We start from the raw sequence: 16,511 nt of genomic DNA, 5'->3' as shown, positions 1-16,511 counted from the left end.
ATTGATCGGATGAAACGTAACCTTGGTGTTATTGTCTTCACAAGGTGGCCGGGCCAAAAATGAGGGTGATCCACGACAGGAGACCCCCCATGCGTCACGGCAAGCCCTGGCGGCTGCTCCTCGCGGCATGCGTCGCCGCGAGCGGGCTGACCGCCCTCCCCCCCACCGAGGCCCTGGCGGCCGACACCGTCTTCCACGTGGCCACACAGGGCGACGACGACGCCGCGGGCACCGAGGTCGCACCGTTCAGGACGATCACGCGCGCCCAGCGCGCCGTACGCGAGGCCCTGCCCACCGCGACCGGCCCGCTGCGGGTACGGGTGCGGGGCGGCGTCTACTACCTCTCCGAGCCCCTCACCTTCACCCCCGCCGACTCCGGTGCCACCTACGAGGCGGCCGCGGGCGAGCCGGTCGTGCTCAGCGGCGGGCGCAGGCTCACCCCCGCCTGGACCACCTACCAGGGCGCCACCCTGGTCGCCGACATCGGCAAGGACCTCGACTTCGACGAACTCTTCCTGGACGGCAAGCGGCAGGTCCTGGCCAGGTACCCGAACTTCGATCCCAAGGTCGCGGTGCTCAACGGGTACGCCGCCGACGCGATCTCCCCGTCGCGGGTGGCCCGCTGGAAGAACCCCACGACCGCCCTGGTACGCGGGCTGCACCAGGGCGAATGGGGCGGCAACTCCTTCAAGGTGACAGGTGTCGACGGCAACGGCGACCCGACGCTGCAGTGGGTGGGCGACAACAACCGGGGCAGCGGGCTGCACCCGCACAAGCGCATGGTCGAGAACGTCCTGGAGGAGCTGGACGCGCCGGGGGAGTGGTTCCACGACAAGGCCGCGGGCAGGCTGTACCTCCAGCCTCCCGCCGGCGTCGACCCCGCGGCGGTCCGCGTCGAGACGGCCGAGCGGGAGGAGCTCATCCGCATCGTGGGCGATTCACCCGCCTCGCCGGTGCACGACCTCACCTTCGCCGGGTTCACCTTCACCCAGACGCACCGGACGCTGTTCAGCCGGCCGTACGAAAAACTGCAGCTGGGTGACTGGGCCATCGCCCGCGCGGGTGCGGTCTACCTCAAGAACACCAGAGGGATCACCGTCCGTGACGCCCGCTTCGACCAGGTCGGCGGCAACGCCGTCTTCATGGACGGATACGCCGAGGGCAACGTCGTCTCCGGCGGCGACTTCCGCGACTCCGGGGCGAGCGACATCGCGGTCATCGGCTCCCACGACGCCGTCCGAGAGCGCTCCACCTGGGACGCCATGCAGCGCACCATCACCGACACCACGCCGGGCCCGAAGACCGAGGACTACCCGCGTGACATCACGATCACCGGCAACTACCTGACCCGCAACGGGCGCTTCGAAAAGCAGACCTCCGGCGTGCAGATCTCGATGAGCCGCCGGGTCACGGTCTCCGGCAACACCGTGCACGACGGGCCGCGCGCCTGCATCGACATCAACGACGGCACCTGGGGCGGGCACGTCATCGAAGACAACGACATCTTCGACTGCGTCAAGGAGACCTCCGACCACGGGCCGATCAACTCCTGGGGCCGCGACCGCTTCTGGCCCCTGACCGCAGATGACGCCGTGAAGAAGAGTTACGCCAAGCTTGACGCGATGGAGACCACGAAGATCCGGCACAACCGGATCTGGCACTCCTCCCACTGGGACGTCGACCTCGACGACGGCTCATCCAACTATGAGGTCACCGGAAACCTGCTGCTCAACGGTGGGGTGAAGCTGCGCGAAGGCTTCTTCCGCACGGTGAGCGGCAACGTCTTCGTCAACGGCGGCGGGCACTTCCACGTCTCCTACGCCGACAACGGCGACGTCATCGAGAAGAACATCTTCGTCACCGACGACCCCTACGACTTCATCCAGAGCGATCCGTCCACCTCCAAGACCGTCTACGACGACAACCTCTTCTGGGACAACGGCAAGCCCGTCGCCGACATCACCGACGCCTGGCGCGCCCGCGGCCTCGACACCCGCTCGGTCGTCGGCGACCCCCTGTTCGAGGGGCAGAGCCCCTACGCCGATCCGGCCAAGCTCGACTACTCGCTCAAGGCCGGCTCCCCGGCTCTGGCGCTGGGCTTCAAGCCCTTCGCGATGACCGGATTCGGCAAGCCGGGCTCGCCCACGCCGCCGCCGCTCACCTGGCGCAGGCCGGACACCGGCATGACGATCGGCAACCTGGCCGAGCCGCTCATGGGCGCGACGGTCACCGAGATCCACAGCGACGAGGTGAAGTCCTCCGTCGGGCTCACCGACTACGACGGCCTGTTCTTCGCCGCCGTGCCCGCCGACTCCCATGCCTGGCGGCAGGGGCTGCGCACCGGCGACGTCATCAGGGAGATCGCCGACGTCAAGGTGAGCGACCGGAACAGCTTCTGGAAGGTCTACAACCGCACCCCAGCCGGACGGCCGACGGCGCTGAAGGTCTGGCGCAACCAGGCGCTGACGGACTTGAGCCTGACCAAGGCCGCCGGCGTGGAGACGATCGACAACGTCTCCGGCGTCACCTACACCGGCACCGGCTGGGACTGGAAGAACGACCAGCGTGGCGGCGCCCGATCCACCCTCGACGACCTGCACGCCACCCAGACCGACGGGGACGCCTTCGAACTGGCCTTCCACGGCACCGGCGTCGAATACATCGCCCAGGTCAACTCCGACGAGGGCAAGGTCGACCTCTACCTGGACGGCAAGCTCGACACCACCATCGACAACCACAGCCCGACCCGCGAGTACCAGAAGGTCGTCTACACCAGGACCGGCCTGGCACCGGGGCCGCACACGCTCAAGGGAGTGAAAAAGGACGGCTCCTACTTCATCGTCGACGGATTCAAGATCCACACTGTTCCCGGGGGCGACGGCGAGGCGCCGGTGACCACCGCGTCCGGGGTGCCCTCAGGCTGGACCTCCCAGCCCGTGCAGGTGGTACTGACCGCCTCCGACGCGGGCACCGGCGTGGAGCGGACCGAATACCACCTCGGCGACGGCTCCTGGCGGGCCTACACCGGTCCCGTGCGCGTGGACCGTGAGGGGGAGAGCGTACTGACCTTCCGCAGCGTCGACCGGGCCGGCAACGTCGAGGAGTCCCGGTCGGTCGCCGTCAGGATCGACACGACGGCTCCCACGCTGACCGTCACCCCCAGCCCCGACCGGTTGTGGCCGCCGAACCACAGGCTGGTGCCGGTGGAGATCTCGCTGAAGGCGGCCGACGCCGGTCCCGTCACGGTCACCCTGGTCTCGATCACCAGCTCGTCGGCCGGGGCGGAGGACGACGTCCGCGATGCCTCGTACGGCACGGCCGACATCTCCTTCGCGCTGCGTGCGGAGCGGGATGGCGGGTCGGCCCGGGTCTACAGGATCACGTACCGGGTGGTGGACCGGGCGGGCAACGCCACTGTGGCCCACACCCGGGTGAGCGTACGGCAGGCCGCCTAGGTTTCCGGCAAGGCGGACCGGGGCTTCCGGGCCGCCTTGCCCTTCCCCTGCCGGCGCAGATCGCACCTGGTGCCGGGCCCTGCCGGTCACGTCGCCTATAGCGCCACCACGTGACCGGTCACAGACCTGCGGTCGTGACGGGGCAGTGCATACGAACGGCTGCCCCCGACGTCCGAGGCCGCGATCAAGGCCGCGGTGATTCATTTGCTGCTTGCCCGGTTCGCCGGGAGGGCTTGCGGTGGAGCGGGCCGGCCATCCGACTGACTGTGAGGGACGGTCAGTGGTTGCCGGCGGTGGCGAAGTCGGGCAGCTCGGTGGACAGCAGCTCGCCGGCGGCGCCGTCGAGGAGCTGGGCCATCTCCGTGGAGCGGGGAAGCATGGTCTCCTCGTAGGCGTGGATGGCTTCGTCGATGGTGTCGTGGCAGGCGATGGCGAGGGCGAGTTCGCATGCGTCCAGCATGGCGAGGTTGACGCCGACGCCGAGCGGGGGCATGAGGTGGGCGGCGTCGCCGAGCAGGGTCACCGTGGGGTTGTGCTCCCAGGCGTGCGGGACGGGCAGGGCGAAGATCGGGCGGTCGACGTAGGGGCCGTCGTTGTCGCTGATCAGCCGGCGCAGGCGGGGCGACCAGTCGCGGTAGCGCTCCAGGAGGAGGGCGCGGATGCCGTCGGTGGCCTGGGGGGTGAGACCGCCGGCGGTGATCCAGTCGGCCGGGACGCGCTGGATGATGTAGACGCGGATGTGGTCGCCGCTGTTGCGCTGGGCGAACAGGCCGCGGTCGCCGTCGGCTGCGGCGGCGCCGCCCTGGCCGACGAGCTCGGCGATGTCGGGGTGCCGGGTCGCGACATCGTGGAACCAGGCTTCCAGGAAGCTTACGCCGCTGTAGCGGGGGGTGGCCTGGGAGAGGGCGCGGCGGACCTTGGACCAGGCGCCGTCGGCGCCGACGACGAGGTCGGCTTCGATGGTGGTGCCGCCCGTGAAGTGCAGCTGCCGGGGGCCTTCGGCGGGGCCGCTGACGGTCTGCAGGGCATGGCCCCAGCGCACGGTGCCGGGCTGAAGCGAGTCGAGCAGCAGGTCGCGCAGCCTGCCGCGGTCGATTTCCGGTTTGAACCGCTCGCCCTGCTCGGGGACGTGGTGGAAGAGGATCGTGCCGGCCGGGTCCATCTGGCGCATCTCCTGGCCCTCGGGCCGGGCCAGTCGGAAGAACTCCTCCAGGAGGCCGGCTTCGCGCAGAGCGATCTGGCCGTTGTCGGCGTGCAGGTCGAGAGTGCCGCCCTGGTCGCGGGCGGCGGGGCCGGCGTCGCGGTCGTAGACGGCGGCGGTGATGCCGTGCTGCTGGAGGATGCGAGCGCAGATCAGGCCGCCGGGACCGGCCCCGATGATGGCGATGCGGGGTGTCGGAGTGGTGTTCATGGTGGTGCTCCGTTCGTTCCATGCGGCAGTGCCGTGACTGCCGTGCTGAAGGGGTGCCCGGGTCAGGGGGGTGGCGGGGCCTCGCCGAGAAGAAAGGGCGGCCGGGCGATGCCTCGGAACCGCCGCTCCAGAAAAACACACCAACTCAATAAGTGCAACAACACAACTTTTGAAGTCGGTCAACTTGGGAGGTAGGGTGCCGGTATGCCCAGCACCACGACCGACACTGCGGCAGGCCCCTCTCCCACGCCGGTGGGGCGCCGCGAGCGCAAGAAGGCCGCCACCCGCCAGGCCATCGCCGACGCCGCGCTGCACCTGTTCCTGGAGCGCGGATACGACGAGGTCGGCATTCGCGAGATCGCGGACGCCGCCGACGTGTCCACCACCACGCTGTTCAAGCACTTCCCGGTCAAGGAAGCCCTCGTCTTCGACGAGGACTCCGACCAGGAGACCCGCCTGCTCGCCGCCGTCCGGGAGCGGCCCAAGGGCCAGTCCATCCCCGCCGCGCTGCGCGAACACGCCCTGACCACCCGGCTGGCCGACACCGGCAGCGACGCCGGCTTCACCGCCTTCACCAACCTGGTGGCCGGCACTCCCGCGCTGCGCGACTATGCCCAGAACATGTGGCTGCGCCACACCGCCGCACTCGCTCAGGCCATCGCCGAGGAGAGCGGCCTCGCCGCGGGCGACCCCGTCTGCGCCGCCCTGGCCCACTTCGCCCTCGAAGCCCCCCGCGCGGCCTACCCCCACGACAACCCCCGCAAGGCCATCACCCGGGCCTTCGACCTCCTGGAACACGGCTGGAGCGCGCTCACCCAGATCAAGGCGTGAGCAAGCGCCTTGCCGCGGAACGGGGTCCTGCCGGAAGGAGGGCTACGGCCACGGGCGTAGTTGTCCATGGACATCCTCTTGCACAGGCCATGCCGTACGACCCCAACGCCCTGACCGTGCCGGCCTCTGCGGCATCGCCCTCCCGGCCGCCTGGTCACCGCGTGAGTGAAGCGAGCCGCCCGCACCGCGCCGGGCGCGTGGCCCTCGGAGCGCTTGACATTGTTTGGAATACCAACCAATATGAAGTTGTTGGCATTACAAACCAACGGCCCGGCCAGGAGCGACTCCGTGGTGATCGTGATCATCCGCGGCTTTGCCCGTCGGCGCCGCTGGGTGAGCCACGGTCTCATCCCCCCTGACGCAAGGAGGAATCCTCATGCCCGCAATCCGGACCAAGCGCCGAGCGGCAGCACTGGTCACCGCGGCAGCGGTTTTGGCGTTCGGTACGTTCGCCGGCTCTGCGGCCCAGGCGGCCGCCCCGCCCGCGACACCGACCGCCCGCTCCGCCACCTCGGGGATCCCGGCCCTGGTCGATCCCGCGGCCGATCTGGGACGGCACGCGCCCGGGCCCAAGCCGACCTGGTTCGACTCGATCTACTTCATCAGCTCGGTGAAGGCCAACGGTCAGGAGTTCGGCCTTCAGGTCCACACGCGCATCCTCCCGAGCAGGGCCGAGGCCGCGTACCGCTGGACATTCTCGGTGATCAACAAGACCACCGGGTGGTACAAGGACTACGACGCGATGGTCAAACCGGAGGACTATCGGTGGAGCGAGGGCAAGCTCGACATCAAGGCACCGGGACTGAGCTGGACGGGTGACACCGTCCGCCAGTCGGTGCAGGTCGAGACGCCTTGGGGATCTCTCGATGTCCAGCTGGCCCCCACCGGCCCCGCCATGAACTACGCGTCGACCGGCGTTTTCCACCTGGCCGACGGCGTGCCGAACTACGAGTTCGCACTCCCGGAGATGCAGACGTCCGGAACGCTCGTCGTCGACGGCAAGAAGCACAAGGTCAGGGGCACCTCCTGGCTGGACAGGCAATGGGGTGAGATGCCGACGTCGCTGACCCGGTGGACGTGGATGAACCTCAGCATGCCCAATGGCGACAAGGTCGCCATCTGGGACACGATCGGCGCCGAATCCAAGGACAGCTGGGCGACAGTCCTGCACCCGGACGGCTCCTACGACGTGGTCGACGTCGAGCCGCTCGCGCAGGGCGCCTCCCGGCAGTGGACCAGTCCGGCCACCGGCCAGAGGTATCCCACTCGTTGGCGCATCCGTATTCCCGCCCTGCACTCCGAACTCGACGTGCGGGTCACCGGAAATCCGGACCAGGAGATCCAGACTCCCGACGGGAGCGGCTACCTGGAGGCCACAGCGGCTTTCACCGGTAAGTACAACGGCAAGAAGGTCCGTGGCGAGAACTACGTCGAGATGACCGGCGAGTGGACCTCCTGATTACCGGCGAAGCCATCCTCGCCTGACGCAATCCGACACCACCCCGGGATCGACCACTGGTCCCGGGGTGAACCATTGGGAGAAGACGGCCTCAGTCGGGGGAGTGCAGGACAGCGTGCAGCAGCTGGACGAGCCGGTCGCGCTCTTGCGGGTCGAGCCGGCTTGTCGCAGGCGCCAGTGCGCGTCGGACCTCGCCGTACACCTGCTCCGCCAGCTCCAGGCCGGCGGGGGTGAGGAACACATCGACGACGCGGCGGTCCTGGGGGTCTTTGCCCCTGGCCACCAGCCCTCGGCGTTCGGCACGGTCGATGAGGCCGGACAGGGTCGATTTGTCCAGGCCGATGAACGCGGCGAGCTCGGTCATGCGTGGGCGGCGGTCGCGGAGGATGCCGAGGACCCGCAGTTGGGTGAGTGAGAGGTCGCGCTCGGCTCCGATGCGGGTGAGCACGCCCACCACCTGGAAGGTGCTGCGGACGAGGGCATCCACGAGGGCGTGGGAAGTCATGTGCCCACGTTATTCACCATGCTTTGTACTACAAACCACCAGGCTGGAGAAAGCCGGCACGCTCAGCGCGTCCCGCGTTTTCCGCCCCGGCGGCTTCCCTTGTGCGTCTGTCCCCCGTGCGAGCTACCCGCGAGTGTCCACCGTGCGGGGACGATTCCGGACCGCCGAATCCCTAGCGTTTCTCGGCGTAGCGGCGGCGCCCCGTCGCGGAGTCCCCCCATGCAAGGGAGTCGTCATGCGGTTGTTGAAACAGCTCGTGCCCGTCGCGGTGGTCGCCGCCGCCGGCGGCACGATCGTGGGCGCGGTGCAGGGGAGCCCGCTCCTCACCCTGCTCCTCGGCGTCGCGACGGCCGTGCTCGCCGTACTCGTGTACGCCCGCGTGGTGCGGTGGTCCGAGCGCCGCGCACCGGTGGAGGTGGCGGCGCAAGGCGCCGCCCGCGCCGTCGCACGAGGGACGCTGATCGGCGTCGCGCTGTTCGCGGCCGTCATCGTGAACATCGCTCTCATGGGCGGCTACCGGATCGACGGCCAAGGCTCGCCGGCGAGCGCGGTCGGGCTGCTCGGCTTCATGGCCGCCGCCGCGGTGACGGAGGAGCTGCTGTTTCGCGGCATCCTGTTCAGGATCGTCGAGGAACGCACGGGGACGTGGATGGCGCTGGCGCTGACCGGCACGCTGTTCGGCCTGGTGCACCTGTTCAACCCGCACGCCGACCTGTGGGGCGCGATCGCCGTCGCGATCGAGGCGGGCGGCATGCTCGCCGCCGCCTACGCCGCCACCCGCACCCTGTGGGTGCCGATCGGTGTGCACTTCGGCTGGAACTTCGCGGCGGCCGGCATCTTCGGCACCGAGGTCTCGGGCAACGGCGCGACGCAAGGGCTGCTGCACGGCGTGACGTCGGGCCCGGCCCTGCTCACGGGCGGCGAGTTCGGGCCGGAGGCGAGCCCGTACGCGGTGGTGTTCGGCCTGCTGCTGACGGTCGTGTTCATGCGGCTGGCCCGCCGGCGCGGCAACGTGGTCCCGCTCCGGCGCCGCGCGACCGCTACGCTCACCCGATGATCGATCCACGGCGGGTCACGGACCTGTGGCGGCGATGCGACGTCGTGGCCCGGGACCTACCGTTCGGGCTGCTGCTGGCCCTCGCATCGCTCCTGCCGGCACTCCACGGCAAGGGGACGCAGGTCGGCGACCTGCCGACCCGCCCCTTCGACGCGCTGGCGGTCGTGGTGATCGCCCTGGAGTGCCTTCCGCTCGCCGTGCGCCGGCGATGGCCGGCCGTGTGCCTGGCTCTGGTGTCGCTCGGCTTCGTCCTCGACCAGCTCCGCGCCTACCACGTGTTCGCGAGCAACGCGATGCCCATCGCGCTCATCAGCGCGGGCGCCCACCTGGAGCGCCACCGGCGCGTCACCGTGGTCCTCCTGTCCACGGCGTACGTGCCGCTGGCGCTCGCGCTCGGCCGGCTCGGCGCGACCGAGAGGGTGGAAGGTTACGTGGTGTTCTACCTGGCCCTGGCCCTCGCGTGGGGCATCGGGACCTGGCTGCGCTCCACCCGCGCCGCCGAGACCCAACGCCGCCGCCACGTCGCCGAGGCCACCCGCGCCGCCGAACGCACCCGCATCGCCCGCGAACTCCACGACGTCGTGACGCACCACGTGACGGCGATGGTCGTGCAGGCCGAGGCCGCACGCTACCTGACCGCCGCCCCCGACCGCCTCGACGCGACGCTGAGCGCCGTCACCGACACCGGCCGGCGAGCCATCGCCGACCTGCGGCACATGCTCGACCTGCTCAAAGCCGATCACGACACCGACGCCAGCATGCCCTCCGCCGGCGAGCTCCGCACGCTCGTGGAGCAGACCCGCCGGGCCGGGCAGCCGGTGGAGTTCGCCGAGGAGGGCAATCCGGCGGCATCGGCGGGCAGCGCCGAGTTCGTGACCTATAGGGTCGTGCAGGAATCCCTGACGAACGCGCTCAAATACGCCCACGGCAGCCGCACCGTGGTCCGGGTGCGCTACGGCGAGAAGGAGATCAGCGTGGCGGTGAGCACCGACGGCCCCGGCTCCCGGGCCGGCTCTCCCGGTGGGAGCGGGCTGGGCCTGGCCGGGCTCCGCGAACGGGTGGACGCCCTGGGCGGCGAGTTCAGCGCGGACCGGCAGGCGGGTGGCGGCTTCGTGGTACGGGCCCGCGTCCCCGCGGGGCGCCCGTCGTGACCGCCCCGGTCCGGGTCCTGGTCTGCGACGACCAGGCGCTGATCCGCACCGGCTTCGCGACGATCATCGACGCCCAGCCCGGCCTGGAGGTGGTGGGCGAGTGCGGCGACGGCCGCACCGCAGTCGACCTGGCCCGCCGCCTGAACCCCGACATCGTGGTGATGGACGTGCGGATGCCGGTGCTCGACGGCATCGAGGCGACCCGCCGGCTGGCCGGCGCCGGGGTGGCGGACCCCGTCAAAGTGCTCGTGGTGACGACGTTCAACCTGGACGAGTACGTCTACGAGGCGCTGCGCGCGGGGGCGAGCGGCTTCCTGCTCAAGGACGCCCCACCGGCGCAGCTCCTGCACGGCATCCGCACCGTCGCCACCGGCGCCGCTCTGCTGGCACCCGAGGTGACGCGGCAGCTCGTCGGCAGGTACGCGGCCCGGATCCGCCCCGCCCAGGCCACACCGGCCGAGACCGCGCTGACCCCGCGCGAGCTGGAGGTGCTGCGCCTCATCGCCGACGGCCTGTCCAACAGCGAGATCGCCGCCACCCTGGTGATCAGCCAGGAGACCGTCAAGACGTACGTGTCGCGCATCCTCACCAAGCTCGACCTGCGTGACCGCGTGCAGGCGGTGGTCTACGCCTACCGCAGGGGCCTGGTGACCTGAGACACACCGCCCGGCACGGATGATCACCACTTCTTCCGCGCCCGGAAACCTCGACGGGGAACGCCGCAGACGTCAGGAACTGCCCGAGGTCCTGTTCGACCGTCAGCGCGCCACCGTCGGCGACACCGAATTCCGGCAGCGCGTCAACCAGGAACAGCCCCACGGCGGTCCGCTCTCCCGCCGGCCGGTGTCGCGGGCGATCGCCAGGCACGGTCACGCGACCAGGCGCAGCCAGGCCGCCGCGAGTGCGGCGTGAGCGGCCGGCGTCGGGTGCACGCCGTCCGCAGCCCAGTACTCCGGCCCGGTCGCCGCGGCGAGCTCGGTGAACATGCCGTCGGCCGCGAGCAGGTGCGCGCCGTACTTGCGAGCGAGTTCGCGCACGACCTGGATCTTCGGGTTCAGGTCGGCCCGCCACTCCTTCCGGACCTCTTCGCCGACGTGCACGTCGCCGACCTCGACAAGGCCGCGTCGCCCGCGATCCCGGTGTTCAGCCAGGTCACAGGCCGGTCCGGGTGCCGGAAGCCCCACTCGCCCGCGACATGCAGCGGGTAGCCGAACCCGAGCCCCTGTTCGCTCTCCAACCGCCGGCAGTCGGTGATCGAATCGCCGGTGAACATCACGGTGCTTCCCGCTCGGAGGGTGATCGTCATGTGCGCTCCTGTGACTCGGTTGAGGAAAGGAAAAGTTCACATCGGTCACCTGGTGTCGACGCCCACGGCAGCGACAAGGGACCGGGCGGCTGCTTCAGATCGCCGGACTACCGAACCAATGGCCGGCGGCCCGCTCGAACGCTTCACGATCAGGGGCGCGATCACCTGCCCAGGCGACTATGCCGTCAGGTCGGACAAGCACGGCACCCAGCCCGAGGTCGTTTCTCGCCGCCCCGGCCGCATACCGCATCCGGCCCTCCCAGCCCATCGCCGAACCGCGGAGGCACCGGTCGGTGCTGAAATCGAGCGCGACGCCTCGTCCGTCCCGCATCAGGTCGCCGAGGCGAGTGCCGTCCTCGAGACGGAGGTCCGGGGCGTTACGGCCGACCAGCGGCTGCTCGCCGCCAAGGTCATGGCGGACCGACGATCCCGATACCTTCTCGAACACGTAGGTCGTTCCGTCGTGGGTCCCGATCAGGTCGCGGATCACTCCTTGGACCGCCTGGGCATGCGGATCCGGCTTCATGGCCGCCGCCTGGGCGCGCGTCCAGTCGAGCACCCACGCGCCGATCGGATGCTGCTCGCGGGTGTAGGTGTCGAGAAGCCCGTCCGGCGCGTACCCGCGCACGGTCGCCGCGAGCTTCCATCCCAGGTTCATGGCGTCGCCGATGCCGAGGTTGAGTCCCTGCGCTCCGAGGCGAGAGTGGATGTGAGCGGCGTCGCCCGCGAGCAGGACGCGCCCCCGCCTGTAGGTCGTCGTCTGCATCGCCCGATCGGTGAAGCTCGAAGCGAGATGGACCTCGCTCAGCGTCACGCCGGTGCCGGATACACGGCGCAGAACCGCCTGGAGATGTTCGCGAGTCGGCCGCTGCGAGCGATCGAAAGCGCCGCCGTCGAACTCCAGCATGCCGAGGTACCCTTTCGCGGGCGTCCGGAGGTACATGCCCGTCGGCGTCAGATTGAACCCAGGGCGCAACTTGGCGGGGTCGGCGATGGTGGCGAGCACGACATAGCCGGTGAACTGCGGCTCGGTGCCGACGAAGTCGAAGCCCGCGAGCCCGCGCACCGCGCTGCGCCCGCCATCGCAGCCGACGACCCAGCGCGCCGGGTACTCGTGCTCGCCGGCATGCGCGACCACGATCTGATCGTCCTGCGCGATCGCTGAGACCGTGACGCCGCGCCTGACCTCCACGCCGAGCATGGATGCCCGCTCGGACAGCACGCTCTCCACCGCTTCGAGGTGTGTCATCACGCCCTCCGTCGCCGGGCCGGGGAGCCGGAAGGGCAGGGCCGTGACGTCGACCTTGGCCGGATCGAGCATCATGCCGGCGAAGTGGCCCACGCCACGAGGGGGCGCCGGCTCGTCCGCGCCGGGATAGTCGTTGACGCCCGACGCCTTCAGCAGCGGCTGGAGCATCCCGCGGCGGTAGAACGCCTCGACCGACGCGGCGGACAGGCCCCGCATCCCGAGCGGGTCCGCCTTCCACGGGGAGCCGGGCTCCGGCTCCCGCTCAAGCACCAGGACAGAGCAGCCCGCGAGGCCAAGCTCGCAGGCAAGGAACAGACCGACCGGGCCTGCGCCCACGATCACTACGTCATGCACGAAAGATCCCCTTCTTGAAGCCCATCCGTCCATGAAGTCGATGGCGGCGAACCAGTCCTGCGGTTTGGAGAGCGCCGCGTATGTTTGGAGGGTGGCGCCGCTCTCGCGGTGAGCCGTGATCCCCTTGCCCGGCGCGAGCGCGAGCAACGACCCACCACCGACCGCTTTCGCGGTGGCGGGGTGGCGCTCGTCGCTGTCGAAAGCCCTGCGCGCGCACCGCGAGATCACTCATGATGTTTCCTCGCCGTCGTGTTCTCTGAGGCACGCAAAGACTGACGCGGGCCCCTCACACGGGGCACACACGGCACCGACACTCCCGTCCCGCGACGCCTCAGCGCCGCGTTCGAGCACCCGGCACGCTTCACCGGCGGCGTGAGGGGGAGGGGCGGTAGCGCCCGTGAGCAAAGGGAAGGCCGGAGCCCTGCCGTGATTTGGGGACTCGAGGGTGCGTGCGCGAAGATCGGGAGGTGGACGGGGATATGCGGCTTCGCGTCACGCTGCTCGGCACCTTTCAGGCCTCCCGTGGTGACGCCGCCCTGCCCGTCCGGGGTGCGCGGTTGCAGGGTCTGGTCGTACGGCTGGCGCTCGCCGGCGGGCGCGCCGTCGAGCAGGGCGTCCTGGTCGACGCGATCTGGGCCGAGGACCCGCCGACCGGCCCCGCCCACGCCCTGCAGGCCCTCGTCTCGCGGCTGCGCCGGACCCTCGGCCCGGCCGGCGACATCGCGCAGGTCGCGGGCGGCTACCGGCTGGAGGTGGACGCCGCCGACGTGGACGCACTGCGGTTCGAGCGGCTCGCCGCCGCCGGCCGTGACCGGCTGCGCGCCGGCGACCCGAATGCCGCGGCGGTCGTGCTCGGCGAGGCCGTGGCACTGTGGGGCGACCGTCCCGGCACCGAGCCCACGGTCATCGCCGCGGTAGCGCCCGCCGCCGCGACCCGGCTGGCCCACGCCTCGCTCGAGGCCGTCACCGACCTCGCCGCCGCCGAGCTGACCCTGGGCCGTGCCGACGCGGCCGCCGCCCGCCTGAGCGCCCTGCTCGCCGAGCACCCCGTCCACGAGCGCGCCGCCGCGCTGCTCATGGACGCGCTCACCGCCCAGGGACGCCAGGCCGAGGCCCTGGCCCTGTACGAGCGGGTCCGCGAAACCCTGGCCGACGTCCTCGGCACCGACCCGGGCTCCGCCCTGCGCGAGCGCCACGTGCGCCTGCTGCGCGCCGAACGGCCCGCCCCGGCCGCCGACGCCGCCCAGACCAGGCCGAATAACCTGCCCGCACCGCTGACCAGCTTCATCGGGCGCGACGACGATCTGGCCCGGATCGACACGCTGCTCACCACCGGACGCCTGGTCACCGTGCTCGGTCCCGGCGGCGCCGGCAAGACGCGCCTCGCCGTCGAGGCCGCCCGCCGCCACCGCCACGAGTACCGCGACGGCGCCTGGATGATCGACCTCGCCTCGGTCATCGAACCGGCCAAGGTCGGCGCGGCCGTGCTCGCCGGGATCGGGCTGCGCGGCGGCGCGATGTTCGAGGCCCGGGTGCGCATCGAGGGCGACGAACTGGACGTGCTCGCCGACCAGCTCGGCGGCCGGGAGAGCCTGCTGCTGATCGACAACTGCGAGCACCTGATCGACGCCGTGGCCCACCTGGTCGCGGCACTGCTGTCCCGCTGCTGCGGGCTGCGCGTGCTCGCCACCAGCCGCGAGCCCCTCGCGGTCGACGGCGAGGCACTGGTGCCGCTCGGCCCGCTCGCGCTGCCCGGACCGGACGACGGCGTCGAACAGGCCCGGCGGGCGGCGTCGGTACGCCTGTTCACCGAGCGGGCCGCAGCCGTACGCCCCGGCTTCGAGGTGGAGGAGACGACGCTGCCCGAGGTCCTGCGGGTGGTCCGCGGCCTGGACGGGCTGCCGCTGGCGCTGGAGCTGGCCGCGGCCCGGCTGCGGACGCTGTCGCTGCCCGAGCTGGCCGACGGGCTGTCGGACCGGTTCCGGCTGCTGACCACCGGCAACCGCACCGCGCTGCCCCGGCACCGCACGCTGCGCGCGGTCATCGCCTGGAGCTGGCAACTGCTGAGCGAGCACGAGCGTACGGTCGCCGAACGCGTCTCGATCCTGCCCGGCGGCGTCACGCCGGCCTCGGCCACCGCGCTCTGCGCCGGCACCGCCGTACCGGCCGCCGAGATCCCCGAGCTGCTCGCCGGCCTGGTCGACCGATCGCTGCTGCAGCTCGCGCCCGACCCGGGCCGCTACCGCATGCTGGAGACGCTGCGCGAGTACGGCACCGACCGCCTGGCCGCGACGGGCGACCTCGCCACCGTCCGCGACCTGGCCGCCGACCACTTCGCCGAGCTGACGGCCCGCTACGACCCGCAACTGCGCGGGCCCGGCCAGCTGACGGCCATGCGAGTCATCGGCGCCGAATACGACAACGCGCTGGCCGCCCTGCGCAGACGGTGCGACACCGGCGACGCCTCCGGCGCGGTCGCTCTCGCCCTGAACCTGACCTGGTACTGGCACATGTTCGGCCGGCACCCCGACGCGGCCTACTGGCTGGGCGAGGCACTGGCGGTGCCCGGCGGCGAGCCGACACCCGAGCGCGACTGCGCTCAGGTGATCTCCTTGATCGACCGGGTCGGCACCTGGCCGGGGAGGTCCGCCGAGGAGACCGCGGACGACCAGGCACGGATACGCGAGCCGGCCGACCGGCTGCTCACCTACCCGCAGCTGCCGGGTCCGTACGGCGCGCTCACCGCGCTCACGCTCGCGTTCCTGCAGGAGGAGGAGGCCGCGTTCGCGATCATCGAGCGCCTGGCCGACGGCGACGACGTCTGGTTGTCCGGGCTGGCCCGCATGTTCCGGGCCCAGTTCGCCGAGAACGCGGGCGAGCTCGACAGGACGCGTCCCGACGTGGAGGCGGCCCTGGCCTGCTTCCGGCAGGCCGGCGACCGCTGGGGCCAGGCCACCGTGCTGCCGATGCGCACCCAGCTACGGCAGTACGACGACGACCTCGACCGCGCGCTGGCCGACCTGCGCCAGGCCCGGTCGCTGGCCGGCGAGTTCGGCTCGCTCAACCTCGGCGACGAGGTGTTCATGGACGTGCGCTGGATCGACCTGCACCTGCGGCGCGGCGACACCGACCTGGCGATCGCGGTCATCGGCCCGGCCCGGGAGCGGGCGCTGCGCGCGAACTCGCCGGGGATGCCGGCCCTGGTCGACGCGTGGGAGGCCGTCTTCCGGGTGCGGCTGGGCGACCTGGACCGGGCGCGGGAACTGCTCGACGACGCCGAACGGGGCCTGCGCGGCGACACCACCTTCCCCGGTGGCCACGCGCGGACGCTGGTCGGCGGCGTACGGGCCTCGCTCTGCCTGGAGACCGGTGACCTGGCCGGCGCGCAGAAGGCGCTGGAGAAGGCGTACGCGGCGGCGCTGGAGACCCGGGACCTGCCGATCCTGTCGCTGGTGGCGGTGAACGCCGCCGCACTCGCCGAGGCACACGGACGGCATCAGGACTCGGCCGTCCTGCTCGGCGCCGCCTCCCGGCTGCGCGGCGCTCACGACCACACCCATCGGCAGGTCCGCGAGCTCACCCGCCGAGGGCGGGCCGCGCTGGGCGAGGAAGCCTTCGCCGCGGCGTACGGGAAGGGGTGGAAGCTGGACGGGAAGACGGCCGTGACCGAAGTCGACCCGGCCCGGCTACACCGGGAACTCAGGACGGCTCACCCGGATCCCTGGTGATCTCT

Annotated in this window: 13 protein-coding genes; 8 read left to right on the top strand and 5 right to left on the bottom strand. The window is 71.2% G+C overall.

Annotation, left to right across the window (positions count from 1 at the left end):
- Positions 1-89: 89 nt before the first annotated feature.
- A complete protein-coding gene (locus SROS_RS21715) occupies positions 90-3,455 on the top strand; it encodes an OmpL47-type beta-barrel domain-containing protein (protein WP_012891084.1) in 3,366 nt (1,121 codons plus the stop codon).
- Between the two features lie 277 nt (positions 3,456-3,732).
- Here SROS_RS21715 and SROS_RS21710 read toward each other — a convergent pair whose 3' ends face one another.
- Positions 3,733-4,866, bottom strand: a complete 1,134-nt coding sequence (locus tag SROS_RS21710; protein ID WP_012891083.1) for an FAD-dependent oxidoreductase — start codon at positions 4,864-4,866, stop codon at positions 3,733-3,735.
- 204 nt (positions 4,867-5,070) lie between these two features.
- Here SROS_RS21710 and SROS_RS21705 point away from each other — a divergent pair, with 204 nt between their 5' ends.
- Positions 5,071-5,697 (top strand): TetR/AcrR family transcriptional regulator, encoded by a 627-nt coding sequence (locus SROS_RS21705; protein WP_012891082.1) that lies wholly within the window; start codon positions 5,071-5,073, stop codon positions 5,695-5,697.
- A 376-nt stretch (positions 5,698-6,073) separates the two neighbouring features.
- Positions 6,074-7,156, top strand: a complete 1,083-nt coding sequence (locus tag SROS_RS21700; RefSeq protein WP_012891081.1) for a lipocalin family protein — start codon at positions 6,074-6,076, stop codon at positions 7,154-7,156.
- Between the two features lie 91 nt (positions 7,157-7,247).
- Here SROS_RS21700 and SROS_RS21695 read toward each other — a convergent pair whose 3' ends face one another.
- Positions 7,248-7,661, bottom strand: a complete 414-nt coding sequence (locus SROS_RS21695) for a MarR family winged helix-turn-helix transcriptional regulator (protein ID WP_012891080.1) — start codon at positions 7,659-7,661, stop codon at positions 7,248-7,250.
- A 235-nt stretch (positions 7,662-7,896) separates the two neighbouring features.
- Between SROS_RS21695 and SROS_RS21690 the strand changes: the two genes are divergently transcribed.
- The 4 genes from SROS_RS21690 to SROS_RS21675 are packed head-to-tail and all read left to right on the top strand — an operon-like array spanning position 7,897 to position 10,781.
- A complete protein-coding gene (locus SROS_RS21690) occupies positions 7,897-8,718 on the top strand; it encodes a CPBP family intramembrane glutamic endopeptidase (RefSeq protein ID WP_012891079.1) in 822 nt (273 codons plus the stop codon).
- Positions 8,715-9,869, top strand: a complete 1,155-nt coding sequence (locus SROS_RS21685; RefSeq protein ID WP_012891078.1) for a histidine kinase — start codon at positions 8,715-8,717, stop codon at positions 9,867-9,869. Before SROS_RS21690 ends, SROS_RS21685 begins: the two co-directional genes overlap by 4 nt.
- Entirely contained in the window at positions 9,866-10,525 is a 660-nt protein-coding gene (locus tag SROS_RS21680; protein WP_012891077.1) for a response regulator, read from the top strand. Before SROS_RS21685 ends, SROS_RS21680 begins: the two co-directional genes overlap by 4 nt.
- Before the next feature lie 19 nt (positions 10,526-10,544).
- A complete protein-coding gene (locus SROS_RS21675; RefSeq protein WP_012891076.1) occupies positions 10,545-10,781 on the top strand; it encodes a hypothetical protein in 237 nt (78 codons plus the stop codon).
- Here SROS_RS21675 and SROS_RS52250 read toward each other — a convergent pair.
- From SROS_RS52250 to SROS_RS21665, 3 genes are all read right to left on the bottom strand, one after another.
- Positions 10,739-10,906, bottom strand: coding sequence for an SGNH/GDSL hydrolase family protein (locus tag SROS_RS52250; protein ID WP_218919896.1), 168 nt, complete (start codon positions 10,904-10,906; stop codon positions 10,739-10,741). The genes SROS_RS21675 and SROS_RS52250 overlap by 43 nt on opposite strands.
- A 17-nt stretch (positions 10,907-10,923) precedes the next feature.
- A complete protein-coding gene (locus tag SROS_RS52245; RefSeq protein WP_218919895.1) occupies positions 10,924-11,175 on the bottom strand; it encodes an SGNH/GDSL hydrolase family protein in 252 nt (83 codons plus the stop codon).
- Positions 11,176-11,269: 94 nt separating this feature from the next.
- On the bottom strand, positions 11,270-12,925 hold the full coding sequence (locus SROS_RS21665) for an FAD-dependent oxidoreductase (protein ID WP_218919894.1): 1,656 nt from the start codon (positions 12,923-12,925) through the stop codon (positions 11,270-11,272).
- Between the two features lie 332 nt (positions 12,926-13,257).
- On the opposite strand from SROS_RS21665, the gene SROS_RS21660 reads away from it, so the two are divergent.
- A complete protein-coding gene (locus SROS_RS21660) occupies positions 13,258-16,506 on the top strand; it encodes an AfsR/SARP family transcriptional regulator (protein ID WP_012891074.1) in 3,249 nt (1,082 codons plus the stop codon).
- Positions 16,507-16,511: the final 5 nt, after the last annotated feature.

It is taken from the genome of Streptosporangium roseum DSM 43021, assembly GCF_000024865.1.
Taxonomy (GTDB): domain Bacteria; phylum Actinomycetota; class Actinomycetes; order Streptosporangiales; family Streptosporangiaceae; genus Streptosporangium; species Streptosporangium roseum.
This window is presented reverse-complemented; position numbering and strand designations above follow the sequence as displayed.

Bases quoted from the DNA above. Each gene is read 5' to 3' on its own strand.
- SROS_RS21700 (WP_012891081.1), top strand. From the start codon at position 6,074: ATGCCCGCAATCCGGACCAAGCGCCGAGCGGCAGCACTGGTCACCGCG.
- SROS_RS21695 (WP_012891080.1), bottom strand. From the start codon at position 7,661: ATGACTTCCCACGCCCTCGTGGATGCCCTCGTCCGCAGCACCTTCCAG.
- SROS_RS21715 (WP_012891084.1), top strand. From the start codon at position 90: ATGCGTCACGGCAAGCCCTGGCGGCTGCTCCTCGCGGCATGCGTCGCC.
- SROS_RS21710 (WP_012891083.1), bottom strand. From the start codon at position 4,866: ATGAACACCACTCCGACACCCCGCATCGCCATCATCGGGGCCGGTCCC.
- SROS_RS21690 (WP_012891079.1), top strand. From the start codon at position 7,897: ATGCGGTTGTTGAAACAGCTCGTGCCCGTCGCGGTGGTCGCCGCCGCC.
- SROS_RS52245 (WP_218919895.1), bottom strand. From the start codon at position 11,175: ATGACGATCACCCTCCGAGCGGGAAGCACCGTGATGTTCACCGGCGAT.
- SROS_RS21675 (WP_012891076.1), top strand. From the start codon at position 10,545: ATGATCACCACTTCTTCCGCGCCCGGAAACCTCGACGGGGAACGCCGC.
- SROS_RS21705 (WP_012891082.1), top strand. From the start codon at position 5,071: ATGCCCAGCACCACGACCGACACTGCGGCAGGCCCCTCTCCCACGCCG.
- SROS_RS21685 (WP_012891078.1), top strand. From the start codon at position 8,715: ATGATCGATCCACGGCGGGTCACGGACCTGTGGCGGCGATGCGACGTC.
- SROS_RS21660 (WP_012891074.1), top strand. From the start codon at position 13,258: ATGCGGCTTCGCGTCACGCTGCTCGGCACCTTTCAGGCCTCCCGTGGT.